Origin of the sequence: Bradyrhizobium agreste (assembly GCF_016031625.1) — a bacterium.
In the GTDB taxonomy this organism is placed as follows: Bacteria; Pseudomonadota; Alphaproteobacteria; order Rhizobiales; family Xanthobacteraceae; genus Bradyrhizobium; species Bradyrhizobium agreste.
Window position 1 is genome coordinate 277,279 of record NZ_JACCHP010000004.1, and the last position, 14,301, is coordinate 291,579.

The 14,301-nt window shown below is 63.1% G+C and carries 12 protein-coding genes and 1 pseudogene; 7 read left to right on the top strand and 6 right to left on the bottom strand.

The window, feature by feature from the left end; translation table 11 throughout:
* Positions 1 to 15: 15 nt before the first annotated feature.
* Both HZZ13_RS08255 and HZZ13_RS08260 read left to right on the top strand, forming a co-directional pair.
* Positions 16 to 1,425 carry a malonyl-CoA decarboxylase gene (locus HZZ13_RS08255; protein ID WP_197959135.1) on the top strand — a complete coding sequence of 470 codons (1,410 nt, stop codon included), beginning with the start codon at positions 16 to 18 and terminating at the stop codon, positions 1,423 to 1,425.
* The gene (locus HZZ13_RS08260) at positions 1,422 to 2,975 is read left to right on the top strand and encodes a malonate--CoA ligase (RefSeq protein ID WP_197959136.1); all 1,554 of its coding nucleotides are present in this window, start codon (positions 1,422 to 1,424) and stop codon (positions 2,973 to 2,975) included. Before HZZ13_RS08255 ends, HZZ13_RS08260 begins: the two co-directional genes overlap by 4 nt.
* 479 nt (positions 2,976 to 3,454) lie before the next feature.
* Here HZZ13_RS08260 and HZZ13_RS08265 read toward each other — a convergent pair.
* The 3 genes and pseudogenes from HZZ13_RS08265 to HZZ13_RS08275 form a co-directional block, all read right to left on the bottom strand.
* A pseudogene (locus tag HZZ13_RS08265) lies at positions 3,455 to 5,162 on the bottom strand (FAD-dependent oxidoreductase).
* Positions 5,163 to 5,208: 46 nt separating this feature from the next.
* Positions 5,209 to 5,676 (bottom strand): MarR family winged helix-turn-helix transcriptional regulator, encoded by a 468-nt coding sequence (locus tag HZZ13_RS08270; RefSeq protein ID WP_197959137.1) that lies wholly within the window; start codon positions 5,674 to 5,676, stop codon positions 5,209 to 5,211.
* Positions 5,677 to 6,167: 491 nt separating this feature from the next.
* Positions 6,168 to 7,079: a GntR family transcriptional regulator gene (locus tag HZZ13_RS08275; RefSeq protein ID WP_197959183.1), complete on the bottom strand. Its 912-nt coding sequence runs from the start codon at positions 7,077 to 7,079 to the stop codon at positions 6,168 to 6,170.
* A gap of 87 nt (positions 7,080 to 7,166) precedes the next feature.
* Here HZZ13_RS08275 and HZZ13_RS08280 point away from each other — a divergent pair, with 87 nt between their 5' ends.
* Genes HZZ13_RS08280 through HZZ13_RS08300 form a run of 5 tightly spaced genes read left to right on the top strand, consistent with a single transcriptional unit; the run spans position 7,167 to position 12,120 of the window.
* Positions 7,167 to 8,102, top strand: a complete 936-nt coding sequence (locus tag HZZ13_RS08280; RefSeq protein WP_197959138.1) for a hydroxymethylglutaryl-CoA lyase — start codon at positions 7,167 to 7,169, stop codon at positions 8,100 to 8,102.
* On the top strand, positions 8,099 to 9,319 hold the full coding sequence (locus HZZ13_RS08285; protein ID WP_197959139.1) for a CaiB/BaiF CoA transferase family protein: 1,221 nt from the start codon (positions 8,099 to 8,101) through the stop codon (positions 9,317 to 9,319). The genes HZZ13_RS08280 and HZZ13_RS08285 overlap by 4 nt, the downstream gene beginning before the upstream one ends.
* Positions 9,320 to 9,357: 38 nt before the next feature.
* Complete coding sequence (locus HZZ13_RS08290) at positions 9,358 to 10,404, top strand: ABC transporter substrate-binding protein (RefSeq protein ID WP_197959140.1); 1,047 nt, start codon at positions 9,358 to 9,360, stop codon at positions 10,402 to 10,404.
* Complete coding sequence (locus tag HZZ13_RS08295; RefSeq protein ID WP_246504337.1) at positions 10,401 to 11,267, top strand: ABC transporter ATP-binding protein; 867 nt, start codon at positions 10,401 to 10,403, stop codon at positions 11,265 to 11,267. Before HZZ13_RS08290 ends, HZZ13_RS08295 begins: the two co-directional genes overlap by 4 nt.
* A 1-nt stretch (position 11,268) precedes the next feature.
* The gene (locus tag HZZ13_RS08300) at positions 11,269 to 12,120 is read left to right on the top strand and encodes an ABC transporter permease (RefSeq protein WP_197959141.1); all 852 of its coding nucleotides are present in this window, start codon (positions 11,269 to 11,271) and stop codon (positions 12,118 to 12,120) included.
* A gap of 152 nt (positions 12,121 to 12,272) precedes the next feature.
* On the opposite strand, the gene HZZ13_RS37180 is transcribed toward HZZ13_RS08300, so the two are convergent.
* From HZZ13_RS37180 to HZZ13_RS08315, 3 genes are read right to left on the bottom strand one after another with little or no spacing between them, the layout of a single operon-like run.
* Positions 12,273 to 12,671, bottom strand: a complete 399-nt coding sequence (locus HZZ13_RS37180; protein ID WP_197959142.1) for an Ldh family oxidoreductase — start codon at positions 12,669 to 12,671, stop codon at positions 12,273 to 12,275.
* The gene (locus tag HZZ13_RS37185) at positions 12,668 to 13,324 is read right to left on the bottom strand and encodes an Ldh family oxidoreductase (RefSeq protein ID WP_197959143.1); all 657 of its coding nucleotides are present in this window, start codon (positions 13,322 to 13,324) and stop codon (positions 12,668 to 12,670) included. The genes HZZ13_RS37180 and HZZ13_RS37185 overlap by 4 nt, the downstream gene beginning before the upstream one ends.
* Complete coding sequence (locus HZZ13_RS08315) at positions 13,278 to 14,225, bottom strand: beta-keto acid cleavage family enzyme (RefSeq protein ID WP_246504338.1); 948 nt, start codon at positions 14,223 to 14,225, stop codon at positions 13,278 to 13,280. Before HZZ13_RS08315 ends, HZZ13_RS37185 begins: the two co-directional genes overlap by 47 nt.
* Between the last annotated feature and the right edge of the window lie 76 nt (positions 14,226 to 14,301).

Genomic DNA, 14,301 nt, shown 5'->3' on the forward strand with positions numbered 1-14,301 from the left:
GAGGAGGCATGAACCATGCTGAGCGATATCCGATCCGGACGCATTGCGGCGCCCGAATTCCTGCAAGGGCTGATCGACACCTTGACACAACGCGGCCGCGCGGTTCTCGGCATCAAGCCGGATCGCCATGTCGGCGAGGATCGCGACCTCGAGCTTCTCGGCGAGGCATTGCTGTCGCGTCGCGGCGAAGCCTCCGGCGTTGCGATCGCGCAATCGCTGCTTGCGGCCTTCGAAGCCGCGGCCGAGCCGCAGCGGCTCAAATTTCTCTCCTCCCTCGCCGACCGGTTCGGGCCGGACCGTCGCGCGATTGAGCTCGCGATTGCCGCCTACCAGCGCAAGGAGGGCGGCAACGGCAGCAAGCTCGAGGCGCTCCATGCTGCCGCGGAGCCGCGCCGGCAGGAGCTGATCCGCCGCCTCAACCTCGCGCCCGGCGGGACGGCGTCACTGGTGCGGATGCGGGAGGTGCTGCTCTCGCTGCTGCGCGAGCATCCCGAGCTGCAGGCCGTCGACGACGATTTCGTCCATCTGTTCTCGTCCTGGTTCAACCGGGGGTTTCTCGTGCTGCGACCGATCGACTGGACCACCTCGGCCAACATCCTCGAAAAGATCATCAGGTATGAGGCCGTCCACGCCATCCAGGACTGGGACGATTTGCGCAACCGGCTCGAACCGCCGGACCGCCGGTGCTACGCGTTCTTCCATCCGCAGCTGGTCGACGAGCCGCTGATCTTCGTCGAGGTCGCGCTCACACGCGAGATTCCCGGCGCGATCGGGCCGCTGCTCGACAAGTCGCGCGAGGCGATTGCCGCGCGCGAGGCGACGACGGCCGTGTTCTACTCGATCTCGAACACGCAGAAGGGCCTTGCCGGCGTTTCCTTCGGCAACTTCCTGATCAAGCAGGTGGTGCAGGATCTCGCCCGCGAGCTGCCGAACCTGAAGACCTTCGTGACCCTCTCGCCCGTGCCCGGCTTTGCCGGCTGGGTGCGGCGCGAGCTCAAGACCGAGGCTTCCGCCGCGATCGATGACGACACGCGCCGGGCGATGGCCGCGATCGAGGAAGGCGGCGACATCGCGCAGGCGAAAGATGCCATCACCGCGCTCGCCGCCTATTACTTCCTGAAAGCCAAGCTCCCCTCGGGCAAGCCGGTGGACCCCGTCGCCCGCTTCCATCTCGGCAACGGCGCGCGCCTGGAACGCCTGAACTTCCTTGGCGACGCCTCCGCCAAGGGCATGAAGCAGTCGTACGGGCTGATGGTGAACTATCTCTACGCGCTCGAGCACATCGAGGCGAACCACGAGGCCTTTGCGGAAGCCGGCACCGTCGTTGCCTCCGACAACGTGAAGAAGGCGCTTCGCGCAAAACTGTCGTCGCGCGACCTCGTTCCCAGTCCTCACACCAACTCGCAACGGAAGATCTCGTCATGAGCTCAAACCTGTACGACCGCTTGCTCGCCGGCGCGGAGTCCGATCAGTCCATCTGCATCGAGAAGGACGACGCCGCGGCATTGAGCTATGCCGAACTTGCCGCGCTGAGCGGCAGGTTCGCGAACTTCCTCGCGGGGATCGGCGTCGGCCCCAACCACCGTGTCGCGGCCAAGGTGGAGAAATCCGTCGAGGCCATCGCGCTCTATCTCGCAACGCTGCGCGCAGGCGCGGTCTATCTGCCGCTCAACACCGCCTATACGCCGGCCGAGACCGAGTATTTCATCCGCGACGCCCAGCCGACATTGATCGTGTGTGATCCCAGGGAAGAGGCCGATCTGCGGGCCATCGCCGCCAAGGCAGGCGGCCGGGTCGAGACGCTCGATCAATGCGGCAAGGGTTCGCTCGTCCACGCCGCGGCCGACTTTCCGGCGCGATTTGACAGCATCGCCAGGACGAATGACGATCTCGCCGCCATCCTCTACACGTCGGGCACGACCGGCCGCTCGAAGGGAGCCATGCTGACGCACGGCAACCTTTCTTCGAACGCGCTGACGCTCGTCCAGGAATGGCGCTATTCGAGCAAGGACGTGCTGATCCATGCCCTGCCGATCTATCACGTTCACGGGCTCTTCGTGGCTTGCAACGTCTCTTTCGCCGCACGCGCGCGTATCCTGTTCATGCAGAAGTTCGACGCCGAGCGTATTCTGGCGTCGATGGGGCGCAGCACGGTTCTGATGGGCGTGCCGACCTTCTATGTCCGCCTGCTCGAGAGCCCTGACCTGAACGAGCCAAGCACCGCCAACATGAGGCTGTTCGTCGCCGGCTCGGCGCCGCTTCTAGCCGAGACACACCGGGCCTGGAAGCAGCGGACCGGGCACGCGATCCTGGAACGCTACGGCATGACCGAGACCGGGATGATCGCCTCCAATCCCTATGAGGGGCCCCGCATTGCCGGCTCGGTCGGCCGGCCGCTCCCCGCTGTCGAGGTTCGCATCACCGATCCAGAGACCGGCGCAATGCTCCCCGTCGGCGAGGTCGGCATGATCGAGGTGAAGGGGCCGAACGTGTTCACGGGCTACTGGAACATGCCGGACAAGACCGCGGCCGAATTCCGTGCCGACGGCTCCTTCATCACCGGCGATCTCGGCAAGCTCGATGCGAATGGCTATCTGCACATCGTCGGGCGCGGCAAGGACCTCATCATCACCGGCGGGTTCAACGTGTACCCCAAGGAGATCGAAACCGAAATCGACGCGATCCCGGGCGTGTCCGAGAGCGCTGTCGTCGGCGTGCCGCACGCCGATTTTGGCGAGGGCGTCACCGCGGCGGTGGTTCGCTCGCCGGGCTCGTCGGTCGATGAGCGCGCCATTCTCGCCGCGCTGTCCGGACGATTGGCGAAATTCAAGCAGCCGAAGCGGGTCGTTTTCGTCGACGCCTTGCCGCGGAATGCCATGGGCAAGGTGCAAAAGAACCTGCTGCGGGAGCGCTTCGCTGACGTCTACTCAGCCAAACAGGATAAGACCGTGTTCACGCAGACGATGCGTTCCTAAACAGTTGGCCTTGGCAAGCACTGAGACACATGGAAGAATTGATAACGTCAAGTTCAGAATACTTGGCAACTTTTGTCTCACTGATCTCCGGCAGCCATTGGCGGGACACGGTATCTAGAAGGCCCGTGCGCAATAGGCCCTCCGAAGGTCCGAAGGCTACACGTTCGAACCGTGTCGGATTCGCCACGTTTTGCGGCGAGACGGCTGGTTTGTCAGTCAGGGTGCGAGCCGAGAAGCACCGTGAGCGCTGAGGGCAAGTTCAAAGCGGCACCTTCGGCGCGGCGGATAGGTAGGTGCTCTTCCTTTCCGCCGCGTACCATGTCAAGTGCAGCCCCTCGCAAGAGCGTGCTGTGTCCGCTTAAACGTCTAACAGCGGCGCAGAGCAGACATTCCGCAACTGCCATGCTCCACTGGTCATGTTGTCCTCCTCCGGTGGTTTCGTCCTGCTATTATTGGCGCCTTCGCAGATTGAATGCGGATCAGCTCGCCAGTCGCGCAGCAGCGCTCGCGTGTCCGAGCGCGCGGGCCAGCACGCGCCCGATTGTCGCGGCCTGTGAGGCGCTGCCGCGCCATGCCACAATCTGGTCGGGACGTATCAGCGCGAGGTCCGTCTCGTAGAGATCGCGCAAGGAGGCCGGCAGCGTGACGAGCTTCACCTCGACCACGAGCGCACGGGCAGCTTCCGTCACCGCAGCTTGAGCCGAGGCGACTTCGCCGAACTGGAGCAGCGTCCATTCGAACCCCAACAAATCGTACAAGGACACGCCGCCCTCCAGCCACGCATGCGGTGCGCGGCCCCCGGGACAGGCGCTCGGGGTGTAGACGTTTGCGGTATCGGGCGGCGGTGCGCTGCCGTCGGAGACGATGATCGGCGAGCCGTCGTAACGCCCGCCGAAAGGTGACGCCGGGGATGTTGAACTCGGCGCGGGCGTGCTGCTCGAGATAGTCACCGGCAATCCGCCGTGCTTCGCGGCCAGCGTCGGTTGCGTCCTCGATCTCCGCTGCCGGAGCGAACAGACCGAGAGAGTCGGCAAAGCGGCGCGCATAGTCGGTGTTGCGGAGCGCCACCGGACGCCGCTCGACCTCGTAGCTGTCGAGCAGGGCAGCCGGGCTCACGCCCTTAATGACGCTTGCGAGCTTCCAGCCGAGATTGACCGCATCCTCGATCGCGGTGTTGTAGCCGAGCCCGCCGGTCGGCGTAAACAGATGCGCCGCGTCGCCGCCGAGGAAGACCCTGCCCCGCTGCATCCCGTTCGCGACCAGCGCGTGACCGGCGGTCCAGGTCAGGAAGGACAGGACTTCGCAATCGATCGGCGCACCGCAGGCGCGCTGGAACGCGGCTTTGGCCTCGGTGATCGTGATCGCGCTTTCGTCCTCGCCCGGGCGCAACTGCGTGTGGAACCCAAATTCATCACGGCCGTTCACCGAGGCCATGAAGGCGTGGCGATCGCCGTTGAAGCAATTGTACATCCACGCCTTGGCGTGGGGGACGCGCGCGTAGAAATCGGGCGAGCGGAGATAGACCGCCAGCATGCGGCCGCCCATGAAATCGCGCTGCGTCCCAGTCTCGCCGCCGTAAACGATCCCGAGCGATTGCCGGAGCGTCGAGCGCGGCCCATCCGCCCCGACCAGGAAGTCGGCGCGGACCCGGAAGCGGCTGCCATCGTCGAGGCGTTCGATTTCGCCGACGATACCGTCATTGCTTTCGAGGTAGCCGATCAGCCGGTGACCGTAGTTGAGCTCGATTCCCGGGAGCCGTTCGGCGTGGCGGCGCAGCACCGCCTCGACATATTTCTGCGAGACCCGATGCGGCAGCTCCGCCGCGCTCCAGGAGCCCGACATGCCCTTGATCAGCTCGCCGGCGCGCGACGATGACGGCAGCGCGAACCGCGCCAGCTCGTAGCCGGCATAGCGCGTGAAATACGCAACGTCGGTCGGGTAATCAGCGGGCAGGCCTTCGCGTCTTATCTCGTCGGCAAACCCCAGCCGCCGATAGTGCTCCATCGAGCGCGCCTGCGTCGCATTAGCTTGCGGATTGAACGCGGTGCCCGGCTTCTCATCGACCAGCACCGCAGAGACGCCGCGACGGCCGAGCTCGTTGGCCAGCATCAGCCCGCAAGGGCCCCCGCCCACGATGAGCACCGAGGCCGCCAGACGTGTTTCCAAGACGCTTCTCCCTACCAGGATTATCCTGCATGGTAAAGTCGCCTGACGATATCGTCAAGTCGCCTGACTAGTACGCGCCGTCGAGCGTATCGAACTTCGCCCCGTAGACCGCCAATCCCTTCAGGATCGCGTCCATGCTGGCCTTACCGAGCTCGGCGCGCATCTCCTGCTCGGCGATGTCGACGGCATCGCGGAACGCATCCAGCCATTTGCGCCCGGCCGGCGTGAACATGACGATGCGCGCGCGCTTGTCGGTGGGATCGGCGATGCGCTCTACGAGGCCGAGCTCGGCGCATTGATCGACCAGCTCGCCCATCGCCTGCTTGCTCATGGAGGCGCGGCGGGCGAGCTCCGTGAGCCGCGTCCCCTCCACGTCGAGATTACGGGTCAGGCTGACATGCGCGATGCGCGTCTCGTCGTGGCCCTTTTCGCTCATCAATTCGAGCACGCGGCCTTCGAAGCGCCGCACCGCATTGTTGAGCAGGCGGCCAATATTGGCATGCCGCCACGCTGTTCCTGATGTCCTGGCTTTCAATGGGTATCCCTTTTGGGGAGCGCTCCAAATTCGACAAGAGTATTTGACTTATTTCACCTCGTCGATCCAGATCTGGCTCCGATGCTAGGCGGGTATAAGTCAGGCGACATCCGAGAAGACCCGGATCTGGGCGGCAGGTCAGGGTTCAGGTAAGCGGCGTTCATGATGTGCAAGGGGAGCTCCCAGTTCGAGAGCACGGGAGCGAGCTTGCCTGCGATGAGGTCGTCGGAACGATGTGGAGCGGGTGATCAGGTGCTGGCCGGACCGCAGACGATCCGGCATGATTGCTGATGGCGCGATCTGGACCATCTGCGTCGTGCTCACAGCATCGCTGTTCGCCTTACCGAACAGGTCCCGCAGATGACCGACGGCGGCTTTGTTTCGCCCCGCTGAGGTCGTGCCCGCCTGCGGCCTTTCGAAGCCGTGCAAAACGACGCGTCTCGAGATAAACAGGGGATACCACTTCGACCTGCCACAGGGTCGCTTCGACCTCACGACAGACCTGCCACGAGCGGACGTCGCAGATGTTTTGCCATCAACTCCGCGGCGTCGCCATAGCGACGCAGTTCCAGGACGTCAAGCAAGCGCAAATGCTCACGTACATGGCGCCTCATTCCATCGCGGTCGGCAAAACTGCGGTAGGCGAACAGGCGACGAATCGAGTTCACGCGCCTGAGCGCTTCGACGAAGAACGGGTTTTGGGCACCGCGGATGATCTCTTCGTGGAAGTCGCAGCCGGACTGATAGATCTCGCCGATGGTCATCTTCTCGAACTCGCCGTCGAGGACCCGCTGCTGTCGTTCCCGCAGCCTCACGATCACCTCGTGCGATAGCTCATAGCCGGGCTGTGCAATCGCCGCCGGCTCGATCACCACGCGAAAGGCTGTCGCCTGCGCCTGCGCGGCGGGACTCGCGACGGTCTCCGCGAAGCGCCAGCCATAGCCCGGTAGGCGCGCAATCCAGCCCTCGGCCGCGATGCGGTCGAGCAGCCGCTGCAGCTCGGCTCGGCTGAGATCGTAGCGCCGCATCAGCTCCGCTTCGGTGACGTCGGCCGTAAGCCGGCTCGAAAGAACATCGCCGGCAATGCTCGCATAGACCTGCTCGCCGCGCCTGACCGCCGCGAGCGCCGGCTGGGCCGCGCCACTGGTCGGATTCTTCGTCAGCACGAAGCCGCGATGCGGCTCGCCGCGCGCGAGCCCGGCGGCTTCAAGCGCCTTCAGGCCGAGCCGGATCGGCGCGCGGGAAAGATCGAGCGCATCCGCCAGCCTCTGCTCGATCAAGCGATCACCGGCCTTCATGCCGTCGCGCCGGGCAAGCGCCATGATCAGGCCGGCGAGGTGTTCGGCGCGCTCGGAACCGATGGACTTAGCTGCGCGCTGTCGGGAACTGTCGGACGCGGTCATTGCGGTGCACACAAGTTTATGGCTTGACAGAGCCTCCCACAAATTGTTCTTTAATGCAATAATATACAATCCAGCAGGGAGAGCCCGATGGCGCGCGCGCCCGATGTCCACATCTGCGAAGTCGCTCCGCGCGACGGGCTGCAAAACCTGGACGTCTTCGTTCCGACGGAGGCCAAGTGCGCGCTGATCGATGCGATCGCCGCCGCCCGTGCACGTGAGATCGATGCCGGATCCTTCGTGCCGCCGAAAGTCGTGCCGCAATTCGCAGATGTCGATGCGGTGATGGCTCATGCGCTCTCGCACGAGACCGCGACCATCGGCGCGCTGGTGCCGAACGCCAGGGGCGCTGAGCGCGCCATCGCGGCCGGCGTCGACGCCATCTATTTCGTCATCTCGGCCAGCGAGACGCACAACCGCGCCAACGTGCGCCGCTCGGTCGACGAGCAGGTCGACGGCTTTCGCGCAGTCCGCGCCGCGATCGACGCCCGGCCGGCGGGCCAGCGGCCGCAACTGATGGGCGCGATCTCCACCTCCTTCGGCTGCTCGCTGGAAGGTGAGGTGAGCGAAGCGGCCGTGTGCCGTGTGGCAAGCGCTTTTGCCGAAGCGCGGGCCGACGAGATCGGCCTTGCCGACACCGTCGGTTATGCGACGCCCAAATCGATCCGGCAGATCGTCGCCGCCGTGCAGCGCGAGATCGGAACGCAAATGACGCTGCGGCTGCATCTGCACGACACGCTCGGTGCGGGCCTTGCCAATGCCGTCGCCGGCCTCGAGGCCGGCATCCGCCGTTTCGACGCCGCGGTGTCCGGCCTCGGCGGCTGTCCCTTCGCTCCCGGCGCGCGTGGCAACATCGTCACCGAGGATCTGGTGTTCATGCTGGAGCGCATGGGACTCTCCACGGGCATCGACCTCGACCGCCTGATGCAGACGCGGGAGATTCTTGCCCGCCATATCCCGGCAAACCATCTGACCGGCCATCTGCACGAAGCCGGGATTCCCAAGGTCCTGCGGAGCGCGGCATGACCACGGCTGTGCGGCAGACGGCACCGGAGCTTCGTCCGCTGGCGGGCGTTCGGGTGATCGAGTTCAGCCAGATGGTGATGGGGCCGAGCTGCGGCCTGATCCTCGCCGATCTCGGCGCCAACGTGATCAAGGTCGAGCCGCCCAAGGGCGACCGCACCCGCACCTTCAAGGGGCCTGCCGCCGGCTTCTTTGCGACCTACAGCCGCAACAAGCGCAGCATCGCGCTGGATACGTCGACCGCGAAGGGCCAGAGTATCGCACGCAAGCTGATCGAGAACGCCGACGTCCTGATCGAGAACTTCCGACCGGGGCTGCTGAAGCGGATCGGCCTCGACTACGAAAGCGTCGCGGCCTTTGCACCGCGCCTGATCTATTGCTCGCTCAAGGGCTATCTGCCGGGTCCTTACGAGAACCGCCTCGCGCTCGACGAGGTCGTGCAGATGATGGGCGGCCTCGCCTACATGACCGGTTTGCCCGATAGGCCGATGCGTGCAGGCGCCTCGGTCAACGACGTCATGGGCGGCATGTTCGGCGTGATCGCGATCCAGGCTGCGCTCGCCGAGCGGCAGCGCACCGGCCGGGGCCGCTACATCCAGAGCGCGCTCTATGAGAACAACGTGTTCCTCATGGCGCAGGCCATGATGTGTGAGGTGGTCAGCGGTCAGCCCTCCATCCCATATTCGATCAAGGACAGCCCGTGGCCGGTCTATGACCTCTTCGACACCGGGGACGGCTCAAAACTGTTCGTGACCATCGTCGGTGAAGAGCAATGGGAAGCGTTCTGCCGCGCCTTCGATCGTCAAGCTTGGCTCTCCGATGCCCGCTTTGCGACCAGCAACGACCGGGTCGATCATCGCAACTGGCTGATCCCCGAGATCGCGAAGATCTTCAAGCAATGGGACAAGGCCGATCTCGCCGCGCGGCTCGAGCAGCTCGATCTGCCCTACGCCCCGGTGAACAAGCCCGGCGATCTCTTTGACGATCCCCATCTCAATCAATCTGGTGGGCTGACGGATATTCACCTGCCCGACGGCCGCCCGGCCAAGACGCCGCTGCTGCCGATCTCGATGGACGGTCAGCGTCTGCCCAATCGCTACGATCCGCCAGCGATCGGTGAGCACACGGACGAAATCCTGAGTGAGGCTGGCCTCACCGCCGACGACATCGAGGCGTTGCGGGAAGCAGGAACGATCCGGGTTGCATCGATGCCATCCTGACGAATGGCACGATCAAACAAGAACCAAGGGAGCAGCACATGGCTATCACCAGGCGCACGGCGCTGATCGCAGGCTCCGCATGGGCGGGCACATCGCTACTGCCAGGACGTTCGCGCGCCGAGGCTAAGCAGGTCTCGCTCGCCTTCGGCCCGGTCTCGCCGGTCTATGCCATCGGCATGATTGCGGAGCTGAAGGGCTACTTCAGGGACGAAGGGCTGGATTCAAAGCTCATCACCGGCAATGCGGGCACGTTCGGCCGCCAGACGCTGGCCGCGGGACAGGCGCTGTTCGCGCATGGCGATGCCAGCCATCCACTGCAGCTCAACGCGCGCGGCAAGCCCTGCAAGATCCTGCTCGCGACGGAGATGGTGTGCTCCTACGCCAACATCGTGGTCCGGCAGGATCTTTACGAGAGCGGCATCAATTCGGTCGAGAAGCTCGCAAGCTACAAGCGCGCCGACGGCGCCAAGCCGGTCGTCGCCGCGACCGCCATCGGCTCGGGGACCTGGGTGTTCGGCACCTATGTGTTCGAAGCACGCCGGCTCGGCGACAAGGTGAACTGGGTCGCCGGCGGCGGTCCCAACACGATGTTTCCGTCGCTCCAGACCAGGCAGTTCGATGCCATCATGGCGCCGCCGAGCTGGATCGTCGAAGTCGAGAAGAAGGGCTTTGGCAAGACCATCTACGACACCTCCAAGCCGGGCGTGTTCGAAAAGGATTTCGGTGGCACGCTGCCCGTGCTCGTGATCTACACGCTGCAGGATACGATCGACCAGGACAAGGCTATGGTGCAGGCCTATGTCAACGCGATCAATCGCGCCATGGTCTACGTGAAGGCAACACCACTCGCCGAGGTCCAGGCGCTTGTCGCGCCGAAATACTTCTCCGGGGTCGATCCGGACGCCGTCAGCGCCGAGCTCGGCTTCGACAAATCGACCTGGGCCTATGACGGGCACATTGACAAGGCCTCGTTCGAACGTGGCGAGAAGCCCTGGTATCGCAAGGGCACCGATATTCCCGAAACCAGATATGACGATGTCGTCGACATGAGCTTCCTCATGGCCGCGAGAGCGAAAACCAAATGATGGCTGTGCCAGGCCCGAGCCCAAGTCCAAGCACTCGCCTCGCGCTCGCGCGAGAAGACAGGCACGCGGATGCGGCCCGCACGCGCATCGCCGTGCAGGGTCTCACCAAGCGCTTCACCTCGACCGGCCGCGAGTTCGTCGCGGTCGATGACGTGTCCTTTGAAGTAAAACAGGGTGAATTCGTCGCGCTGCTCGGCCCGTCCGGCTGCGGCAAGAGCACCATCCTCAACATGGTCGCGGGCCTGTTGCCGCGCTCGGGCGGACGCATCCTGATCGATGACGACACCGTCGAGACCGGCAGGGTCAACCGCAAGGTCGGCTACGTGTTCCAGCGCGACACGCTGTTTCCCTGGCGCACCGTGGAGCAGAATATCGGTTACGGCCTGGAGATTGCGGGGATTCACAAGGCTGCGCGTGCGGGCCGCGTTGCATCCGCCATCGACAAAGCAGGGCTCGCAGGGTTTGCGCAGAGCTTCCCGCGCATGCTGTCCGGGGGCATGCGTCAGCGCGTCGCGCTGATGCGCACCTTGATCCTGGAGCCCGAAATCCTTCTGATGGACGAGCCATTCGGAGCGCTCGACACCCACACCAAGCTCGAGATGCACAAGACGCTGCTGGAGATCTGGGAGCGCGAGCGCCAGACCGTGTTGTTCGTGACACACGATCTCGGCGAAGCCATCACACTGGCGAGCCGCATCATCCTGCTCTCAGCGCGCCCCGGTCGGCTCAAGGAGGATTTCGAAATCGCCCTGCTGCGGCCGCGCGATCCCGTCAGCCTGCGCGAGAGCGCCGAATTCGGGCGCCTCTATTCCCACATCTGGCATTCGCTCGGCGAAGAATTCCGCCGCACCAGGGTCGACTGACATGCCCAAAAGCCGCATCGTGATCGTGCTCTGGCAACTCGCCATCCTCGCTGCCGTGCTCGTCATCTGGCAATGGGGCTTCGACTGGAGCAAGGCGCTGCTGCCGAAGGCCTATGTTCCGAAGATCCTCGACCCTTATTTCGTCGCCAAGCCCTCGCTGATCTGGCAGAGCTTTCTGCGACTCGGCTGCTTGGACGACAGCGGCGGCTTTGCCGCTTGTATCAAGGGCAACGACAACAATCTGTGGCTTGCGACGCTAATCACGCTGAAGAACACCTGGTGGGGATTCCTGTTCGGATCAGCCAGCGGGATTGCGGCCGGCCTGATCCTGGGGCGCTCCGATTTCCTGGCCCGCGTGTTCGGGCCCTACATCGTGGCGTTCAACTCGATCCCGCGCATTGCGCTGGTGCCGCTCGTCATTTTGATCTTCGGCCTCGGCGATCTCTCCAAGATCGCGACCGCTTGGCTTGTCGTGTTCTTCGTGGTGTTCTTCAACACGTTCGAGGGCGCCCGCGCCGTGGACCGCGACCAGATTGCAGCCGCCCGCTTGATGGGCGCCAGCGAATTCATCGTGCTGCGCACCGTCGTCGTTCCCTCCGCACTTGCCTGGGTCTTCGCTTCGCTCCTACCGGCAGTCTCATTTGCGCTGATTGGCGTGATCGTCGGGGAATTCATTGGCGCCGAGCGGGGACTCGGTAAGCTCATCATTGAGGCCGAGGCGCGCGCCAACGCCAGCGAGATGATGGTCGCCATTTTTATCATGATGTTTGTCGGAATCCTGCTGGCGGTCGTCGTTCGCTCGCTACAATCCTACCTGCTGCGATGGCAGCCGCAGTTCGAGAGATCAATGTAAACGGAACGTTTGTTCGCCCTCAGGCCCGCAGCATGTTCCTTGAAAGGGCGTCCTCTCCGCGATTCCGCTGTAAATACCTTGACCGCAACCAGGTAAAATTGAGCGTTCGGTCGTGCTGGGACCAGACTGGCCACCTCGCCCCCCTGCTAATGCTACAGCTTGAAAGGAACGTTGTAGCAAGCCGCGATCAAGGAAAGCTCGTGGGCCAGCGCGGGGCCGATAGGAACGCCTTGTGCCAAGTTGGTCATTTTCGCCAAGTATTCTCGCTCTCCCGGCAAAAAGATTTGCTGTACGCCGGGAGCTCTTTTTGCGCTTTTGATATCGCCGATGGCCTTCTGCATACGCGCTGCGTATGATGCGGGCTCATCGAATGCAGCAACGGGCAACACACCAAACAAATGACCACTATTTTGCGGCTCGCTCGTTTTCGCGTACAAATCACTGACGTCGCGTCCGAAGAGCGCTCCCGATAGCATCGTGCTCAAGAGCCCAACGGTTAGGGTAAGGGCATATCCCTTCGGGCCGCCAACCGGGACCATGAAGCCCTTCAAAGCCTCCGCTGCGTCCACGGTTCCGGACCAGTGGCCCAATCGGAGGGAATCGGCTTACCTTCCTTGGCTGCCACGATTATTTTGCCTCGCGCAGCTACACTGCAAGCCATGTCAAGAACAATCGGGAAGTCTCCCGAGGCAGAAAAGGCTATGGCAAATGGGTTGTTGCCAAGGATTGCCTCCGCACCGCCCCCGGGAGCCATGTGATTGATGGCTCCAATCGTAAATACGATTCCGATCATCCCGTTCCGAGCGGCCATTTCCGCGTAGTAGGCGGCTGCTCCAAAATGATTGCTGTTGCGAACCGCAACGAAGACGCAGTCGTCATTGGACGCCTTTTCTATCGCAGCTTCCATCGCGCGTACGCCAACGAGATGTCCGAGGCCATTGTCGCCGTCGATGACCGCAGTCGTGCGGGTCTGACGCACGGTCTTGATAGTTGGCCGGCCATTTGTCCCACCATCCACCAGCCGCTTGACATAAATGGGGAACCGAACGACTCCATGGGATGCGACACCCCGGAGGTCGGCCTCTATCAGATTGTCTGTAACGATCATTGCGTCATCGGTCGGAACGCCGAGCCTAATCAACACCCCGACGCAGAAGTCATTTAATACACGTTCTAGAACGCGGACCGGCATCTTCTCGTTCATTCTGTCCTAAGCTCCGCTCACGAGAGTCCGACCAGGGCTCTTGTCTCTGAGGGGGTCGCGACCTCCCGTCCCATAGCGCGAGCCAATCTAGCGATCTCCCGCACCACCTCTCCCCATTGTCGGGTGCGCCGAGTTCCGGCCAACCGTAGTCTCCAAGTCCGACCGCAACGTGTCCACCGAGCTCGATCGAGGCCGCGGCCGGACCGATGGGATTTCCGATCTTGGTGCATACCGTCCATTCGATCGGCTTCATTGGAAGAAAATCAAGGTGAGCCATCAAGCCCTTGATCGTACCCGGATGTCCGCCGAGAATACCATGGTCAGTTAGCTCGAACATGAAGTATGCGGGTTCAGCCACGAGCCCCATTTCGCAAAGCGCCTCGAAGCTGCGTGTAAATGCAATCGTCCAGCTCACGAATTGGGGTTTGATGCCAAGTTCTGGTAGCCGTTTGGCAAAAGCGATTAGCGTTGCGGTATCGTTGCGATATGTCTGCGTGTCCGTGACATAACGGCGCTCTTCTGCATCAAAACGATCGATATTGGTGCTACCTGTATCGATAGGCGCCAAATCTGGTCGTGTAGCGGGATCGCGCGAAAGCTGCTCAATATGCGCGAGCCGGTCCATTGCATCGCCTGATTTTGAGATTTGGCCCAACGTCGGAAAAACCAGGCAATCACACCGGGCACGGATTGCGCGGGTCGCCTCCGCATAAACGGATGGATCGTGCGAAGGAGAGCCATCGGCATTGCGTGGATGAAAGTGAACAATGCTCGCGCCCGCCTCACAAGCTTTCTCGGCTTCGGTGGCTATTTCTGCTGGCGTGTAAGGAACATGAGGGTTTGCCGAGCGCGGCATGTATTCGTTAATGCGTGCTTCGATGATGAGCTTCTTAGGCTGCAACTAACCCTCCCTTGAGCCATTCGGTACAATTTCAGTACCGGAGCAAGTCGGGAAGTCCTCAGACTTGCTTATGAGT

Bases quoted from the DNA above. Each gene is read 5' to 3' on its own strand.
- HZZ13_RS08280 (WP_197959138.1), top strand. From the start codon at position 7,167: ATGGCGCGCGCGCCCGATGTCCACATCTGCGAAGTCGCTCCGCGCGAC.
- HZZ13_RS08260 (WP_197959136.1), top strand. From the start codon at position 1,422: ATGAGCTCAAACCTGTACGACCGCTTGCTCGCCGGCGCGGAGTCCGAT.
- HZZ13_RS08255 (WP_197959135.1), top strand. From the start codon at position 16: ATGCTGAGCGATATCCGATCCGGACGCATTGCGGCGCCCGAATTCCTG.
- HZZ13_RS37185 (WP_197959143.1), bottom strand. From the start codon at position 13,324: ATGAACGAGAAGATGCCGGTCCGCGTTCTAGAACGTGTATTAAATGAC.
- HZZ13_RS08300 (WP_197959141.1), top strand. From the start codon at position 11,269: ATGCCCAAAAGCCGCATCGTGATCGTGCTCTGGCAACTCGCCATCCTC.
- HZZ13_RS08275 (WP_197959183.1), bottom strand. From the start codon at position 7,079: ATGACCGCGTCCGACAGTTCCCGACAGCGCGCAGCTAAGTCCATCGGT.
- HZZ13_RS08290 (WP_197959140.1), top strand. From the start codon at position 9,358: ATGGCTATCACCAGGCGCACGGCGCTGATCGCAGGCTCCGCATGGGCG.
- HZZ13_RS08285 (WP_197959139.1), top strand. From the start codon at position 8,099: ATGACCACGGCTGTGCGGCAGACGGCACCGGAGCTTCGTCCGCTGGCG.
- HZZ13_RS08295 (WP_246504337.1), top strand. From the start codon at position 10,401: ATGATGGCTGTGCCAGGCCCGAGCCCAAGTCCAAGCACTCGCCTCGCG.